Origin of the sequence: Zobellella iuensis (genome assembly GCF_016746085.1) — a bacterium.
GTDB lineage: Bacteria > Pseudomonadota > Gammaproteobacteria > Enterobacterales > Aeromonadaceae > Oceanimonas > Oceanimonas iuensis.
The window spans coordinates 129827-146079 of sequence record NZ_JAERTZ010000012.1 but is presented as its reverse complement, the minus strand read 5'-3'; the positions used below and the strand labels follow the sequence as shown (position 1 = coordinate 146079).

The 16253-nt window shown below is 54.1% G+C and carries 12 protein-coding genes; 9 read left to right on the top strand and 3 right to left on the bottom strand.

What is annotated here, in order from left to right; all coding sequences use genetic code 11:
- Nucleotides 1-70: 70 nt before the first annotated feature.
- Nucleotides 71-2710 (top strand): S8 family peptidase, encoded by a 2640-nt coding sequence (locus tag JKV55_RS04345; RefSeq protein ID WP_202082556.1) that lies wholly within the window; start codon nt 71-73, stop codon nt 2708-2710.
- Nucleotides 2711-2785: 75 nt separating this feature from the next.
- Here the strand turns inward: JKV55_RS04345 and putP are convergent, their stop codons facing one another.
- From putP to JKV55_RS04330, 3 genes are all read right to left on the bottom strand, one after another.
- Complete coding sequence (gene putP / locus JKV55_RS04340) at nt 2786-4282, bottom strand: sodium/proline symporter PutP (protein WP_202082555.1); 1497 nt, start codon at nt 4280-4282, stop codon at nt 2786-2788.
- A 185-nt stretch (nt 4283-4467) separates the two neighbouring features.
- Nucleotides 4468-5238, bottom strand: coding sequence for a helix-turn-helix domain-containing protein (locus JKV55_RS04335; protein ID WP_202082553.1), 771 nt, complete (start codon nt 5236-5238; stop codon nt 4468-4470).
- 270 nt (nt 5239-5508) lie between these two features.
- Entirely contained in the window at nt 5509-6378 is an 870-nt protein-coding gene (locus tag JKV55_RS04330; protein ID WP_202082551.1) for a LysR family transcriptional regulator, read from the bottom strand.
- Between the two features lie 283 nt (nt 6379-6661).
- On the opposite strand from JKV55_RS04330, the gene JKV55_RS04325 reads away from it, so the two are divergent.
- The 8 genes from JKV55_RS04325 to JKV55_RS04290 all read left to right on the top strand — a co-directional run bounded on the left by JKV55_RS04325 (nt 6662) and on the right by JKV55_RS04290 (nt 16251).
- Entirely contained in the window at nt 6662-7786 is a 1125-nt protein-coding gene (locus JKV55_RS04325; RefSeq protein WP_439654894.1) for an S-(hydroxymethyl)glutathione dehydrogenase/class III alcohol dehydrogenase, read from the top strand.
- A gap of 191 nt (nt 7787-7977) precedes the next feature.
- Complete coding sequence (fghA, locus tag JKV55_RS04320; protein ID WP_202082549.1) at nt 7978-8814, top strand: S-formylglutathione hydrolase; 837 nt, start codon at nt 7978-7980, stop codon at nt 8812-8814.
- A gap of 483 nt (nt 8815-9297) precedes the next feature.
- On the top strand, nt 9298-10035 hold the full coding sequence (locus tag JKV55_RS04315) for a GumC domain-containing protein (protein ID WP_202082547.1): 738 nt from the start codon (nt 9298-9300) through the stop codon (nt 10033-10035).
- A gap of 236 nt (nt 10036-10271) precedes the next feature.
- Nucleotides 10272-11162: a glycosyltransferase family A protein gene (locus JKV55_RS04310; protein WP_202082545.1), complete on the top strand. Its 891-nt coding sequence runs from the start codon at nt 10272-10274 to the stop codon at nt 11160-11162.
- Nucleotides 11163-11192: 30 nt separating this feature from the next.
- Complete coding sequence (locus JKV55_RS04305) at nt 11193-12515, top strand: oligosaccharide flippase family protein (RefSeq protein ID WP_202082544.1); 1323 nt, start codon at nt 11193-11195, stop codon at nt 12513-12515.
- Nucleotides 12516-12733: 218 nt separating this feature from the next.
- On the top strand, nt 12734-13990 hold the full coding sequence (locus JKV55_RS04300; protein ID WP_202082542.1) for an O-antigen ligase family protein: 1257 nt from the start codon (nt 12734-12736) through the stop codon (nt 13988-13990).
- A gap of 4 nt (nt 13991-13994) precedes the next feature.
- Nucleotides 13995-15119: a glycosyltransferase family 4 protein gene (locus tag JKV55_RS04295; RefSeq protein ID WP_202082540.1), complete on the top strand. Its 1125-nt coding sequence runs from the start codon at nt 13995-13997 to the stop codon at nt 15117-15119.
- A gap of 25 nt (nt 15120-15144) precedes the next feature.
- Nucleotides 15145-16251, top strand: coding sequence for a DUF1972 domain-containing protein (locus tag JKV55_RS04290; protein ID WP_202082538.1), 1107 nt, complete (start codon nt 15145-15147; stop codon nt 16249-16251).
- The last annotated feature ends 2 nt before the right edge of the window (nt 16252-16253 follow it).

The following is a 16253-nucleotide window of genomic DNA, read 5'->3' as shown; positions in this document are numbered from 1 at the left end:
AGTTGATGATTTTTAGCCGGTCCCAAACCATACTTCCGTTCTATGGCCTTGTAATGTAAGGAATGATCACATGGATGTGTTTTCTCCGGCCAAGGCGCTGGCCCTGTTCGGCGCCGTTTGGATGGGTTCGGCTTCTCCTCTGTATGCTCAGCTCACGCCGCCCGGTGCCCAAACCGCAGTGGCGATCCCCGACGGCAGGCTGCAGGCCATGACGGGGAGCTACCGCAATGTGCTGAGTGCCGGCGAGGTTGCCGAACTGGTCACGGCGGCGGAATTGTCCCAGGCGCAGTTCAGGGCGGCATTTCATCGCATCGTCGGCGCCGATCCCGCCAGGGCCCTGTCCGCCTATATGGAAACCCTTGGACTGGTGCCAGCGGAGTACTCCCGGTTGCTGGCGGGCGAGACCCTCACGCTTGCCCGGGGAGCCGCTGCTTCTCCTGCCGAGGCCCAGGGGGGGGCGGGGTTGGGCTGGGGGAGCCTGGCCCTGGCGACGGGAGGGGTGGGCGCGGTGGCGCTCGCCTTGGGGGGCGGTGGCGGTGGCGAGACCGCTGCCTCCGGTGGCATGCAGCCACAGGATCCCGCCCCGGCTCCCGAACAGGCCGAGCCCACGCCGACGGTCGTCTATGATCCCAATGCCGAATACCCGCTGACCGATGAGCACCGTTTTACCGGAGGCTATGATATCTCCAGGGGCCATGTGCCCCACGGCATGGGCCTTTCCGGGGCCGGCAGCCGGATAGCGGTGCTGGACACGGGGATCAATGCCGGCCACGAGGCCTTTCGGCAGGCGAACATCGTCGGGGTGTACAACGCTCCCCTGGACAGCACGGCGCTTGCCGATGTGGATGATCAGGATGGTCATGGTACCCATGTGGCCGGCATATTGGCTTCGGACCGGGATGACTACAGGGGCATAGGTTATGCCTATGGTGCCGACTACTACATAGTGCGATTGAGCCATGACGATGGCAACCTGGCCAGCGATGATGCCACCCTAACCCGCGCCTTCGCCTACGGGCGTAACCAGGGCGTCGACTACTTCAACAACAGTTGGGGAGTGACCGAAACCATCGCCGAAGGCGGCTGGACCCGGAGCCTGCTGGAGGCGAGCTATCCCGCTTGGCTGGGGGAGCTGAAGCAGGGGGCGGCGAACGACCGTGTCTATATTTGGGCCGCCGGCAACGGTGGCGCCGGCCAGCCCAGTATGGTGGCGGCCATGCCGCAACTGGTGCCCGAGCTGGCCGCCGCCTGGGTGGCGGTGGCGAATGTGGATCCACAGACCGGCTTGCTGCTCGGCAGCTCCAACCGTTGCGGCCAGGCGGCCGACTGGTGCATCTCTGCCCCGGGCACGGAGATCACCTCGGCCGATGCCAGGGGCGGCGATACCTACAGCATTGGCACCGGCACTTCCCAGGCGGTACCGGCGGTCACCGGCGGCCTGGCCCTGGTCAAGCAGCAGTTTCCCATGCTCAGTAACCAGCAAACGGTAGAGCGCCTCTTTCTCACCGCCAACAAGGCCGGCTCCTATGCCGACAGCGCCAGCTATGGCCAGGGGCTGATGGATCTGGAGCGGGCCATGCAGCCCCTGGGCGGCACCGCCCTGCTGACGGACTCGGGCACTACCTACCCCACCGCCACGACCAACCTGAGCCTGGGCAGCGCCTTCGGTGATGGCGGCGAACGGCTCGGCTCGCTCAACACCATGGTGGTCGATAGCCAGGGGGCGGGCTTTGACGCTCAATTGGCCTCCTACCAGCAACCGGCACCCTCTTCCTATGATGCCGGCCTGTCTTACCGGCAACTGTCGGCCCGGCCGCCGGAGACCCTGCGTCTGGACGGGCGGACGCTGAGCTACGGACCATCCTCCGTGCCCGGCAGGCCCGGTTTGGCCCTGCTCGGATGGCAGCATGGCCTGGGCGAGACCACAGTCGGCTACGCCGAGCGTCCGGAGGCGCTGGAGCTGTGGCCGCTGGGCGGGCAGAGCCAGCAGGAGCTGCTGTTGACGGCGCCTTACTGGGTCAACGGCACCACAGCACCGCAGCAGAGGCTGTCCCTGGTACGCCAGCAGCTCCCGTTAGGACGGCACTGGCAACTGGCTGCCCAGGCCATCGATGCCGGCGATACCCTGGGAGCCGGTCTGAGCCTTAACCGTGCCTGGGACTCGCCCTATTGGCTGGCCCTGGAGTTGGGGGCCACCCGCACCCGGGGAGAGGGGCTGTTCGATACCGCCTCCCGGGGGGCGCTGGCGTTGGGAGAGCAGCATCATAGCCGTTTTGCCGGGATAAAAGGGGAGCTGAGGCTGGAGCGGTTCAGCCTGCGCCATGCTATCTATGGGGGTCTGTCCCAGGTGGCGGGAGCGGGTCTTATCCAGGAGATGGGGGAGGTGGTCAGCAGTCAGTGGAGCCTTAGCGGCCAGTATGACGGGCCGTTTCACCGGCTGGGGCTGAACATCCATCAGCCGTTGCGGGTGGAGCGGGCCGAGGCCCGGCTTCGCCTGGCCGATCATTATGCGGACGGTGCCTACCAGTTTCGTGATGCCCGGGTGTCCCTTGCCCCTTCGGGGCGGCAGATCAACTATGAGCTGTTCTACCATCCCGGCGGGTTGCCGCTGGATAGCCGTTTCTCGTTGTTGATGATGACGGAGCCGGGGCACCATCGCCAGGCAGGCAACGAATATGCCCTGATGATAAGCGCTCACTATCCTTTCTGAACCGCGGCCGGACGATTCCCGAGCCTGAGCTCGGGAGTCGGAGGCGGGGGTTCCAGGCGCCGTGGAGCCGGTAACTCAGTCCAGGGTGTCCAGGCTCTTCTGGTAGTTGTCGAAGGTCTGGGTCACGGAGGCGGCGGGGGCGCCGGTCAGCTTGCTCACCGCGACGATGGCGATGGAGGCGAGAATAAAGCCGGGGACGATTTCATAGATATCGAAGATACCGCCGTTAAGCTGCTTCCACACCACCACGGTAATGCCGCCCACCAGCACGCCGGCCAGGGCGCCGTTGCGGTTCATGTCGCGCCAGTACAGGCTGAACAGCAGGGCGGGGCCGAAGGCGGCGCCGAAGCCGGCCCAGGCGTAGGACACCAGGCCCAGCACTGTGCTGTCGGGGTTGAAGGCCAGCATCAGGGCGACCACCGACAGGGCGATCACCGCGAAACGGCCCACGTTGACGATGCTCTCGGAGCTGGCGCTGGGGTTGAACACCTGCTTGTAGAAGTCTTCCGCCAGGGCGGAGGAGGACACCAGCAGCTGGGAGTCGGCGGTACTCATGATGGCGGCGAGGATGGCGGCCAGCAGGATGCCGGCGATCACCGGATGGAACATGGCGTTGACCAGTACCATAAAGATGGTTTCCGCATCGGCCAGCTCGCCGCCCATGTGGCTCTGCACATACAGCAGGCCGACCATGCCGACCATCAGGGCGCCGGCCATGGACAGGAAGCTCCAGGTGACGGCGATGCGGCGGGCGGTGGCGATGTCCTTGTTGCTGCGGGTGGCATTGAAGCGCGCCAGTATATGGGGCTGGCCGAAGTAGCCCAGGCCCCAGGCCGCCAGGGAGATGATGGCGATGGCGGACAGGGGTTCGCCCTTCACATCGTTCCACAGGGTCAGCAGCTCGGGGTTGAGGTTGTGCAGATCGGTATTCAGCTGGCCGAAGCCCCCTTCCATGGCGGCGATGGGCACGATCAGCAGGGCGGCGGCCATCAGCAGGCCCTGCACCAGATCGGTCCAGGATACGGCCAGGAAGCCGCCGAACAGGGTATAGGACACGATGCAGAGGGTGCCGACGATGACCGCCACGCTGTAGTCCAGGCCGAACACGGTTTCGAACAGCTTGCCGCCGGCCACCAGGCCGGAGCTGGTGTAGAACAGGAAGAACAGCAGGATGAACAGGGCGGAAATGGTCTGCAGCAGCTTGGACTTGTCTTCGAAGCGGCGGGCCAGGTATTCGGGAATGGTGATGGCGTTATTCACTTCCAGGGTGTAGGTACGCAACCGCTTGGCGCAGAACAGCCAGTTGGCCCAGGTACCCAGCAGCAGGCCGCCGGCCAGCCAGAAGGACTCGATGCCGGCGGCATAGGCATAGCCGGGCAGGCCCAGCAGCAGCCAGCCGCTCATGTCGGAGGCGCCGGCGGAAATGGCGGACGGCCAGGGACCCAGGGAGCGACCACCGAGAAAGTAGTCGGCCGAGTTGGCGGTGCGCTTATAGGCGTAATAGCCGATGGCCATCATGCCGATAAGGTAAACGATAAAGGTGCCGGTGATGGCATAGTTGGATTCAATCATTCCCTGTTCCTCCAGGATGGATTCCTGTTTGTTCTGTTACGTCGCAGTGTGGGATTGGCCACGGGGCTGGGCCACCATGGTTAAGCTTTTGTTACTTAACAAGGATAGTAGGGAGAACTATCGTCAGGGTCTTTTGCTTTTCTGCGTTATTTTTTAGGAAAACTCCGCCGCTGCGAGAAGGGTGATCAACGGTGCAGTTTGCGGTAACGGGAAGGGGAGAGGTCGAAGCGGCTCGAAAATACCTGGGTAAAGAGGCTCTGGCTGGAAAAACCGCAGTGCTGGGCGATATAGGCCAGGCTGTGCTGGCTGTACGCCAGCATCTTTTTGGCCTCGGCCAGGCGTTTCTCCAGCACGTACTGGTAGGGGGACAGCCCGGTCTGCTCCTTGAACAGCAGGTGGAACTGGCTTTCGCCCAGGAAGGCGCAACCGGCCAGCTGGGCCACGGTGATTTTGCGGCCCAGGTGCTGGGCGATGTAGCCGTCGATCACCTCCAGGTTCAGGCGCTTGGTTCGGGACTGCAGGCGCGGAAAGGCCATGTGCCGGTGCAGGGCGCACATCAGGGTATGGGCGCAGGACTGGCCGAGCAGGTGATCGTCCGGGTTGCTTTGCATCTCGTGGCTGAGCACCGACACCAGTTGCTGGGCCTGGGGGTGCAATTGAAAATAACGGGGCTTTTCGAACAGGTGCGACAGGCGTTCGTGCTGGCCGGGTACCACGGGAAGCGGGTTGAGCGACAGGTTGACCACCAGTATGGTATTGCTGCCCAGGCCGCCGAAGGCGTGGTCCTGCTCCGACGACACCAGGCAGCCCTGGCCCGGCCCCATCAGGCTGCCGTTGCCGCCGATATCGAACTCGGTCTGGCCGTTCAGGCCTATCACTATCTGGTTGTAGTGATGCTGGTGATGGGCCATTTCCGTGGGCAATGCCATGATTTCAAAGGGCTTAAAAGCAGGCATGGGACTTTCCTTCGCGGTTGGGGCAAGGGCTGAACATAAAGACGCCAATTGTACACCCGAAGCCGCCCGGGCTCCATGGTGCCGGCGGTGGTTCGGCCGGACCACGGCGCCATTGGCGTGATGGTCCGTTGAAACGGACCCTACAACAAACCCCGTGGATCCGGGGCCGGCCGTAGGGTCGAATTTATTCGACCAAACCCCGGCTCCGGGGGTGGAATGGTCCATTAAAATGGACCCTACGGCAGGCCCAAAAACGACACATGCCCGGCATTACCCCAGCCTTTCCACCAGAAAATCCACCAGCAGCCGTACCTTGGGGGAGAGATGACGGTTATGGGGGTAGACCACCCAGACCCCGTCGTCCGGCAGCCGGTACTGGTCCAGCAGGCTAACAAGCCGACCCTGGCCGAGCTCGTCCTGCACATAATAGTCCGGCAGTTGCACTATACCGAGGCCCTTGAGTGCCGCGTCCTTCAGCGCCAGCCCCGAATTGCAGTGCCAGCCGCTGCCGAGCCTGAACGGACGTGGCTTGCCGTCTTCCACGAAGCGCCAGTGCTCCACCGTGCCCGCCAGGCATCTGTGCCGGCTCAGATCGGCCAGGGTGGCGGGGGTGCCGTGCCCGGCGAGATAAGCGGGGGAGGCGCACAGATACTGGGTGCGCCGGGCCAGCTTGCGGCACATCAGGGAGGAGGAGTCCAGGGTGCCGAGGCGGATGGCCAGATCGAAGCCTTCCTGCACCAGATCCACCGTCTGGTTGGTGAGCACCATATCCAGCTCCAGTGCCGGGTGCTGCAGCAGGAAGTCGTTGACCAGCGGCGCCAGGAAACGCTCGCCGTAATAAACGGGCGCCGTGATGCGCAGCCTGCCCACCGGCCTGCCTTCCATGGCGCTGACCATGCGCTCGGCTTCGGCCAGCTCGTCCAGCACTTTGCGGGTATGGCGGTAGTAGAGCTGGCCGACCTCGGTGAGCCGCAGCTTGCGGGTGGTGCGATACAGCAGCTTGGCGCCCAGCCGGTCTTCCAGCTGGCTGATGCGCCGGCTGACATGGGCCACCGACACTTCCAGCCGGCGGGCGGCGGCGGTGAAACTTTCGGTTTCCACCACGCTGATAAATTCGTTGATACCGTCCCAAGTGGTCATTATTACTCAGCTGTAAAAATCATTTGTCCCGAGCGCCATTATCGCGGCTCCGCGATGTAATACAATCAGGAAAGTTTTTGCGCGTTCTCGCGCTCCGTCGTCATGCCCGCGTCCCGTCGTCATTCCCGCGAAGGCGGGAAGCCATGATGTCGGCGCAGTGCCGTGGAATGGGCCCCAGGGGCAAGGCACTGCTTTTGTAGGGTCGAATTTATTCGACCGGCTGTGGCGCCGGAGCCGTCCCCGTGCCAGCGGGCAACCACCAATATGTCAAAAGGAGCCAAGCATGGAAATGATCAAAACTCGCGCCGCCGTGGCCTGGGAGGCGGGCAAGCCGCTCAGCATCGAAGAAGTGGATCTGATGCCGCCCCAGAAGGGCGAGGTGCTGGTGCGCATCGTCGCTACCGGCGTCTGCCACACCGATGCCTATACCCTGTCCGGCGATGATTCGGAAGGGGTGTTCCCGTCCATCCTCGGCCATGAGGGCGCCGGCATAGTGGAAGCGGTGGGTGAGGGGGTCACCAGCCTGGCCGTGGGCGACCACGTGATCCCGCTTTATACCGCCGAGTGCGGCGTGTGCAAGTATTGCAAGTCCGGCAAGACCAACCTGTGCCAGGCGGTGCGCGCCACCCAGGGCAAGGGCCTGATGCCCGACGGCACCACCCGTTTCTTCAAGGACGGCCAGCCCATCTACCACTACATGGGCTGCTCCACCTTCTCCGAATATACCGTGGTGCCGGAGATCTCCCTGGCCAAGATCAGCAAGGAGGCGCCGCTGGAAAAGGTGTGCCTGCTGGGCTGCGGCGTGACCACCGGCATGGGCGCGGTGAAGAACACCGCCAAGGTGCAGCCGGGTGACACCGTCGCCGTGTTCGGCCTGGGCGGCATCGGCCTGGCGGTGATCATCGGCGCGGTGCAGGCCAAGGCCGGGCGCATCATCGCCATCGACATCAACGAGGACAAGTTTGAAATCGCCAGGAAGCTGGGTGCCACCGACTGCGTCAACCCCAGCAAGTTCGACCGGCCGATCCAGGACGTGATAGTGGACATGACCGACGGCGGCGTGGACTTCTCCTTCGAGTGCATCGGCAACGTCAAGGTGATGCGCTCGGCCCTGGAGTGTTGCCACAAGGGCTGGGGCGAGTCGGTGATCATCGGCGTGGCCCCGGCGGGCGCCGAGATCTCCACCCGGCCCTTCCAACTGGTGACCGGCCGGGTCTGGCGCGGCAGCGCCTTCGGCGGCGTGAAGGGACGCTCCCAGCTGCCCGGCATAGTGGAGCAGTACCTGAACGGCGAGTTCGAACTGGACACCTTCATCACTCACACCATGGGCCTGGACGACATCAACCACGCCTTCGACCTGATGCACGAAGGCAAGTCCATCCGTTCGGTGATCCTGTACAACAAATAAACAGCTTTAAGCCTTAAGCTATCAGCTGTAAGCAGCCCGACGTCGCCTGTAAACCCGTGTCACTCCGGCGAAGGCCGGAGTCCATGTAACAGGCGGCTAGTGATACTGCAGGCACCATGCTGTGCCTTCAGCCTTCGGTGTTTGTCTTACAGCTGAAAGCTGACAGCTTACAGCTACCCGAAGGGGGAGCTATGAAACTGCTACAAGAGCAAAAATGCTTCGGCGGCCGCCAAATCCGCTACCAGCATGATTCCCAAAGCCTCAACTGCAGCATGCAGTTTTCCGTGTTCCTGCCGCCCCAGGCGCAGCTGGGGCCGGTGCCGGCGCTGTACTGGCTTTCCGGCCTCACCTGCACCGACGAGAATTTCTCCACCAAGGCCGGCGCCCAGCGGGTGGCCGCAGAGCTTGGGCTGGCGCTGATCATCCCCGACACCAGCCCGCGCGGCGAAGGGGTGCCGGACGACGACAACGGCGCCTACGATCTGGGCCTGGGTGCCGGTTTTTATGTGAACGCCACTGAAGCGCCCTGGCGCCGGCACTACCGCATGTACGACTATGTGCTGAGCGAGCTGCCGGCACTGGTGGAGGCCGAGCTGCCGCTCGACGGCCGCCGCGCCATCAGTGGCCATTCCATGGGCGGCCACGGCGCCCTGGTGCTGGCCCTGCGCCACCCGGAGCGGTTCGTGTCGGTATCCGCCTTCGCGCCCATCTCCAACCCGAGCGACTGTCCCTGGGGGCGGAAGGCCTTCACCGCCTATCTGGGCGAGGACAAGGCCGCCTGGGCGCAATACGACGCCAGCCTGCTGCTCAGGGAAAAAGGCTGCCCGCTGCCCATGCTGGTGGACCAGGGCGAGGCCGACAGCTTCCTCGCCGAACAGCTCAGGCCCGAGGCGCTGCAAACCGCCGCCGAAGAGAGCGGTGCCGAACTGATCCTGCGGTTGCAACCGGGCTACGACCACAGCTATTACTTCATTTCCAGCTTTATCGAAGAGCACCTGCGCTTCCACGCCCGTTATCTGTGCCGCTGACCCAAAGCATAATCCGTACCCATCTGGACATGATGGGTACCCCTTCCGCCAGTTTTAGGCACAAACCCCGCCAAAAAGCATGAACCCGAGCCGAGCCTCGGCATACTATGCATCCACGGTCATTTATTCATCTAGTTAGAAACCGATAGTAGACTACACCACAAAGATGAGAATGATTGTCTGTTGTTGTTTAGTGTATGATTTGTATGGTGTTTTTAACAAATTTCGAAGTTGGCGGTTTATTGAAACCCTCAATTTTAGTAGACTGCGACGTTATTTCGCTGGATGCGTCAGGATTTATCGCAAAAAGGTGAGCCGGATATCCAAACAGATGTGCTGTGAGATACGGCTCCTAATGGTTGGTACACAACACAGCAGACAGCCGTTCTGCACAGGCCGTGGGGGAATGGCCCGATGTAACCCTACGGGCGGTAGCGTGTCCGAAGCAATATTTTTTCTAACCACTTCAGAAGAATAAATCAGATGAGAAAACAAGAATACCCGCAAGATACCCAGTACTCACAACCTTTGCCTTATCCTCCTTATCTATACTGTAATAATGAAATATCTCTGGTAGACCTTGCAAAAATACTGGTTAAACGTCGTAACTGGATGTTTATGACTTTTGTTGTGGTCTTTTTTGCCTCCTTGCTTATGGCTTGGTTAAAACAACCACATTCTGTTGATGGCAGTAAGGTCGAGTTCACTACCCTTATAGCTGTGGGGTATAAAACGCCAACAGTATTTTTAGAACCGTTAAATAGCATCAAAACTCAGTTGGAGTCGGCGTTTATACCTATTGCATCTGAGGGTAAGTCTTTTGATAGTAGAGTTGAGATGGAAAGTAGACGTAATGTTAGTGAGGATGGTAGTAATATTGTTAAACTAATCACCATTGCGGACCGGGAGCAAAGAGAACAGGTTGCTGCCTATCACAATCAAATTGTTAGTCCATTGCTGGAACGTCACAATCAATTGATTTATGCTCTTAAAGAGCAATTATTAATGTCGCCTGATAGCATTCAAAGTGCTGAAACTATTCATTTTTTGGGTTCATCCGTGGCTGCCCTCACTCAACCTTTACCTGCCTCTCCTCCTAATAACAAAAGCTGGCTGATAGTGACTCTGGGAGTTATTTTTGGCGGCATTCTGGCCGTAATAGTAGCGTTTTTACGCGAGTTTGCCAGCAAAGTGTGTGACAGCCTTGATAAAGAGACATAAAGAACACTGTTTCTATTTCTTGACTAAAAAAGTCAAGTGGTCGCTGGCAGAGTCAAATAACTTCGAAATATGATTGTTGTCAATCAACATCCGGACGATTTTAAATGTGAGGGGTGTTGAGTCATTGGTCGAAGCTTATCTGGATGTAGATCAAGAAAACTTTCATATGGATTGTTAGCTTAGTCATTAAGTGTTTTTTGTTTCTTGGCTGGGTATTTTTTAGTTTGAGGTTTGTAGTGCTCCTAAAAATAAAAGCATTGATAAAGAAAATACCGCTCTCAGTTTTCATTTACAGGCTCCTATCAAGGTCTCTGCATGAGTGTAGAAAAAGAATCAAGCTAAGAGAGCTTAAAAGAAAGGAGGGGCATGATTTCTATGGGAACTCCGACTCTAACATAATAGTGAGTTTGACAAGCTTTCCAGCAAGGATAGAGGATGTCTGGATTACAGTAGAAACAATATTTCAGCAGGACTATAAACCATGGAAAGTTGTTCTGGTCCTTTCTGAAAGCGAGTTTTCGGGGAGGGTGTTACCTGATAGTATTGGTAAGCAAGTAAAGCGGGGGCTAGAAATAATTTGGACAGATAGAAATACCAGGAGTTACAAAAAATTATTGCCAGTCAGAGAAGCTTACCCGGATGCATATATCGTAACAGTTGATGACGATATTATTTATGAGCCTTGGCGGTTGTCTGGTCTTATGGCTGCAGCAAAAGATAACCCTGATACTGTTATAGGTTATCGCGGGTGGGAAATTCTCTTGAAAAATGGAGAGATAATGCCTTATGCGTTGTGGTCTCCTGCTGGTAAGTCCACTCCAAGAAATAGAACGTTATTAACTGGAGTAGGCGGTGTTTTATATCCCCCGCATATTTTAAATGATGATATGCTTTTTGATGTTGATTCTGCATTGGAGTTGGCACCCACGGCAGATGATATTTGGTTTTGGGCTGTGGCACGTTGCTCGGGAGTACCTGTTTTTTGCCTTGGGCATGAGGGGCATATGCAGATACATCATGATGACTGTGGTAACTCGTTAAGCATAGTGAATGTTATCGGTGGCAGAAATGAAGTACAGCTCGATGCTGTTGTCAAAAAGTATGAGCTGATGGATCTTTTGAATTGATGGTTTTTTATATAGATGAGATAAAGCTAGATGCTGACAGCTAAGAGTTTATACAAAGCCATCGCGAAAAGTATGCTTGGCCGTTATGCCGTCTATGCAGTAAATCTGCTTTCAATGATGGTGCTGGCTCGGTTATTCACACCGGAAACCTTTGGTACTGTGGCTGCGGTCATGGTATTTTTTCTCTTCTTTCAGCTAATGGCAGAAGCAGGGTTGGGGCCTGCTATCATTAATCTAGATAGCCTGTCTCCGGGTGATCGTGATGGCCTTTTTGGTTTTACGCTCACTGTTGGATTGGTGCTGGCGGCAGTGTTTGCTGCGTTGGCGCCGGTATTTTTATTGTTTTATCAGCTCTTTCGGGTTGATGAAGTCGTGCCCTACATAGCTCTAAGTCTGTTTTTTTTTGCGGCAAGTATTGTGCCCAATGCCTTGCTATTGCGAGAGCAAGCATTTTTCCGAATCGCTAATGCCGGCCTGTCTGCTGAACTGGTGAGTACCGCTGTCAGCATAGCACTAGCGAAACTTATTGATCCATTGCATGCACTGGCAACCAAGGGAGCCGTCAGTGCAGCAACACTCTTCCTTATTAGTTGGTATTTCTCTGGTAAAACAGAATTTGGTCGTCCACTGCCAGGAAAAAAATTCTCCGCTATCAAGCCGTTGCTCGGTTTCTCTGGTTATCAGTTTGGCTTTAACTTTATCAACTACTTTTCTCGTAACTTGGATAATATTCTTATCGGGAAGTACATGGGAGCCGGTATGCTGGGGATTTACGATAAATCCTACCAGTTAATGAAATACCCGCTTATGCTACTTACTTTTGCTATGACACCCGCAATTCAACCTGTAATACGGAAGCACGCCGGTGATCATGAAAAAATTGCAGCGCTCCACAATGACTTTTCCTTTAAACTTTCTTTGCTTGGTGCCCTGGCAGGGTTGAGCATGTTCTTGCTGGCAGATTGGATAGTATTAATTGCTTTGGGTGACCAATGGCTGGAGGTTATTCCAGTTATTAGAATTTTGTCTATCGCAGTCCCAGTACAGGTAGTTCTATCGACTAGTGGCAGTTTCTTTCAGGCAATGAATAGGGCTGATTTACTCTTTCTTAGTGGCTCTTTGTCTGCAGTTTTCATGGTCAGTGCAATAGTAATTGGTGTCTTGCAACGAGATGTTGAATTGCTGTGTTGGTTCCTGGTTGTTGCGTTTCATATTAATTTTGTTCAGTCTTATTACTATATGTACCGAAAAGTATTTAAATCACCTTTGTGTGGTTATATGGCTAGAATGTTACCTGCTGGGGTGGTCGTGGCCGGGATGATTGGGTATTCAGTAGTATTTTCCACTTATTAACCAAGCTCTCAAGTAGGTTCACTTTTATCAATGTAAGATGTTGCTGAGTTTAAATGTGGCCTGAATGCAAGTATGGTTAATAGCTAACTACGCATATGTATTGGATATGGTTGTGTTTTAAGTGGTGGTTTTTAATTGTGGGTGATGCCAAGGACGTAATGATTTTTTGAGTTTCAATGAATTATGGGCAACTCTTTTTTTGTTCGAGGGGACTTGGTTTGATACGTCAGTTTAGCAAAAGAGATATCCGATATTTTTTTTTAGATTTGTTTGCCAGTCTATTGGTTTTCCTTGGCTTGTTTATATCAACAGGTGCGATAGACCTTATCAAAGACGGTGGTGCAAGACCTGAAGGGTATAGCTATGCGGTGCCATATAGTGGTGTCCTTGACTATTTTTCAATGCTATGGGCACTTTTTTCTTTTTTGTTGCTTTTTTCTTATGTTTTATTTTTTAACTTTAAAGTTTTCCGGCTTCGTGCATCGGTAATCTTTTTGTTTGTTTTTTCTGTCTTTTCTTTGGCTTGGTCCATATCACCGTTGGATACATTTAAAAATATTATTGCCATTATCTCTTTTTTTATTATAGCCAGCTTTCATATCATCTTATTAGGTAAGAGGGAGGCGATATATAGAGTGGGAGATATTATGTTCTTGATGTGTGCGTTCTGCTATATCTATGTTTTTTTATTTCCTAACTATGGGATCTCTGTTGGTCGACATGAAGGATCATGGCAGGGGATTTTCCCTCATAAAAACATGCTTGGTTTATTTGGTGTGGTCTCTTTTTTACTGGTTTCGTTTAAGCCGAGCAAGCATGTGTTAATAAAATTCCTCAAATTGTTATTCATATCCGCTCTGGTTTTGTTCAGTCGCTCTTACACATCATTAGGAGTGCTACTGGCTATATCGATTATATGGGTTCTTTTTGTTTTTGTTCCATATAATTTCAGAGTTGTGGTTTCCCATTTTGTCGTAATCTCGGTTTTTTTTCTAGGGTTCTTCTCTGTCTTTATTTCAGTTTTTAATGTTAACTTGGAGTTCTTTGGTAAAGATACAACGTTCTCCAGCAGGAATCTTATTTGGCATTATACCATAAACTGGATAATGGATAGTCCAGTTTATGGATATGGGCTTGCAGTTTTTCATTCTTTATCTGAATCCGATGGTGAAGAAATTGCTAGCTTTGTTGGTGGTATTATTAGCTCGACCCATAATGGCTTCTTGGATGCGTTCTATAGCCTTGGCGTGTTCGGTTTTTTTTTATCAATATATATGATTTTTGAATCATATTCTCGAGATGAAAATGTCAAGCTTCTAGGTATGCTCCCTGTTTTTTTTGCTATTGCGTTCATTATGCTTAATACATTTGAGTCTAATCTGTTTTCATTCAATTTTATGATTTTCATTCTATTTTATTTTCTTTCTTGTTCTTCTGTAACTTATGGCTCCATGTCAAGATCTTATCGTGGGTAATCTAATGTCCAACCGTATGCTTTGTATTCATCAGGGGGCTGAGCTATATGGCTCTGATAGAAGTTTTTTGGCTGCAGTTGAAGCGTTGTCAGGGGCGAAAAAAAATGTGGACGTAATTCTTCCTTGCGATGGGGAATTGGCCAGAAAATTGGTAGAGCTTGATAGGGTAAGTATTTCTTTTTACAAAAAAGGAGTTCTAAGGCGGCGTGAGTTGATGCGGCCATTTAAATTTATGTTCGATTGCTTAAGTGGCTTTTGGTTCTACACTCGACTCTTTCGTAACTATCCTGTTGTTTACATCAATACAGTGGTCATGTTTTCAGCCTTGCTCGCGGCCACATTATATCGCTTCTCATCAAGGCGGATGATCTGCCATGTAAGAGAAATACCTACAGGATTACAATTGATAATGTTCCGTGCTCTTTTGTCTGCGTCCGGCGCTGAACTAGTCTTTAACTCCAATGCAACCAGGTCTGCATTTAATTTGCCTGGTGCAGTAATTTACAACGGTGTTGAAGAGTATGATGATGGAGGATGCCATAAAAGTAATTCCACTGAGACTGGAAGAGTCGCTCAAAATGTTAATTTACTAATAATTGGGCGAGTCAACGAATGGAAAGGGCAGTCTTTTTTTATTGAGTCATTGGCTCAGTTATCCTGTGAATTGAAAGAATGCTTCAGTGTCAGGGTTGTTGGTAGTCCATTTCAAGGGTATGAATACTTGCTGGATAATTTGAAGTCCCTGATAGAAAAAAATGGATTGGAGAAAATTGTTTCTCTGTATCCATTCTGTTCTGATACAGAAGTACATTACCAGTGGGCTGATTACGTTATTGTACCTTCTACAAAGCCGGAGCCTTTTGGGAGGGTGGCGATTGAGGCCTTCTCTTTCAGGAAACCGGTAATCGCGGCTGCTCATGGTGGACTATTGGAAATCATTGATAATACCGTTAATGGTTTCTTGTTTTCTCCGAATGAAACGAGTTCTCTCAAGTCCACTCTTTCTAGTCTACCAACGCTATGCCAAAATCAATACGAAGAAATGAGCAGCATGGCTTACAGTAAGTTCAAAGAATGTTTCTCTGTTGATAGTTATCGAAATAATATAGTTTCTCTTTTTAATGGCTGAGCTTAAAGCTCTGGATCTACATGCAATGAAGTCTCTTTATATCTTAGGAATTCGTGGCGTTCCAGCTCAACACGGTGGCTTTGAAACATTTGCCGAGAAGCTCTCTTTGTACCTTGTCGGAAAAGGCTGGCAGGTAACTGTTTATTGCCAGGAGGAAGGGAGTGGAGATGTCTATGAAAGTGACTGGCAAGGGGTGCACCGTATCCATATCCCTGTTTGCCGTGGTGGTGCCGCAGGCACCGTCATTTTTGACTGGAAAGCAACACGGGATGCTTTATCTCGAGATGGGCTGTTTCTGACGCTTGGTTACAACACCGCCTGCTTCAACCTGATGCAGCGACTTAAGGGGCAAACCAATGTCATCAATATGGACGGTATTGAATGGCGCCGGGATAAATGGGGCCCTGTCGCTAAAACCTGGTTCTGGCTGAATGAGCGGGCGGGATGCTGGATCGGCAACCACCTCGTGGCCGATCACCCCAAAATCAAGGATCATCTGGCCACCCGGGTCCGTAGGGACAAGATCACCATGATCCCTTACGGGGGCGATGAAGTGGCCGCCGCCGAGGCCAGCCTGCTGGCACCTTATGGGGTAGAACCCCGTCAGTTCTCGGTTATCATTGCCCGCCCGGAGCCCGAGAATTCCTTTCTGGAAATGGTCAGAGCCTTCAGCCTGAAACATCGGAACCATAAACTGGTCGTCCTGGGCAATTTTTCACCGGACACCAACGCCTTCCATCGCGAGGTGATGAAGGCGGCCAGCGACGAGGTGATATTTCCCGGTGCCATCTACGAAACAGCTACAGTCCAGGCCCTGCGCTTCTTCGCTCGTTTTTATCTGCATGGCCATCGGGTGGGCGGTACCAACCCTTCCCTGGTCGAGGCACTGGGTGCCGGCTGCGCCGTGATTGCCCACGACAATCATTTCAATCGCTGGGTGGCGGGTCCGGACGCGGCCTACTTCAAGGACGAAGCCGCCTGTGCCGAATGGCTCGATCAAATCCTGGCGGACGACACGGCCATAGAGCGGATGAAGTACGCCAGCCTTGTTCGCTTCAAGGAGCGCTTTACCTGGAATCAGGTGTTGAAAGAGTATGAAGAACTCCTGCTACAGTGGTATCCCTCTAACTGAAC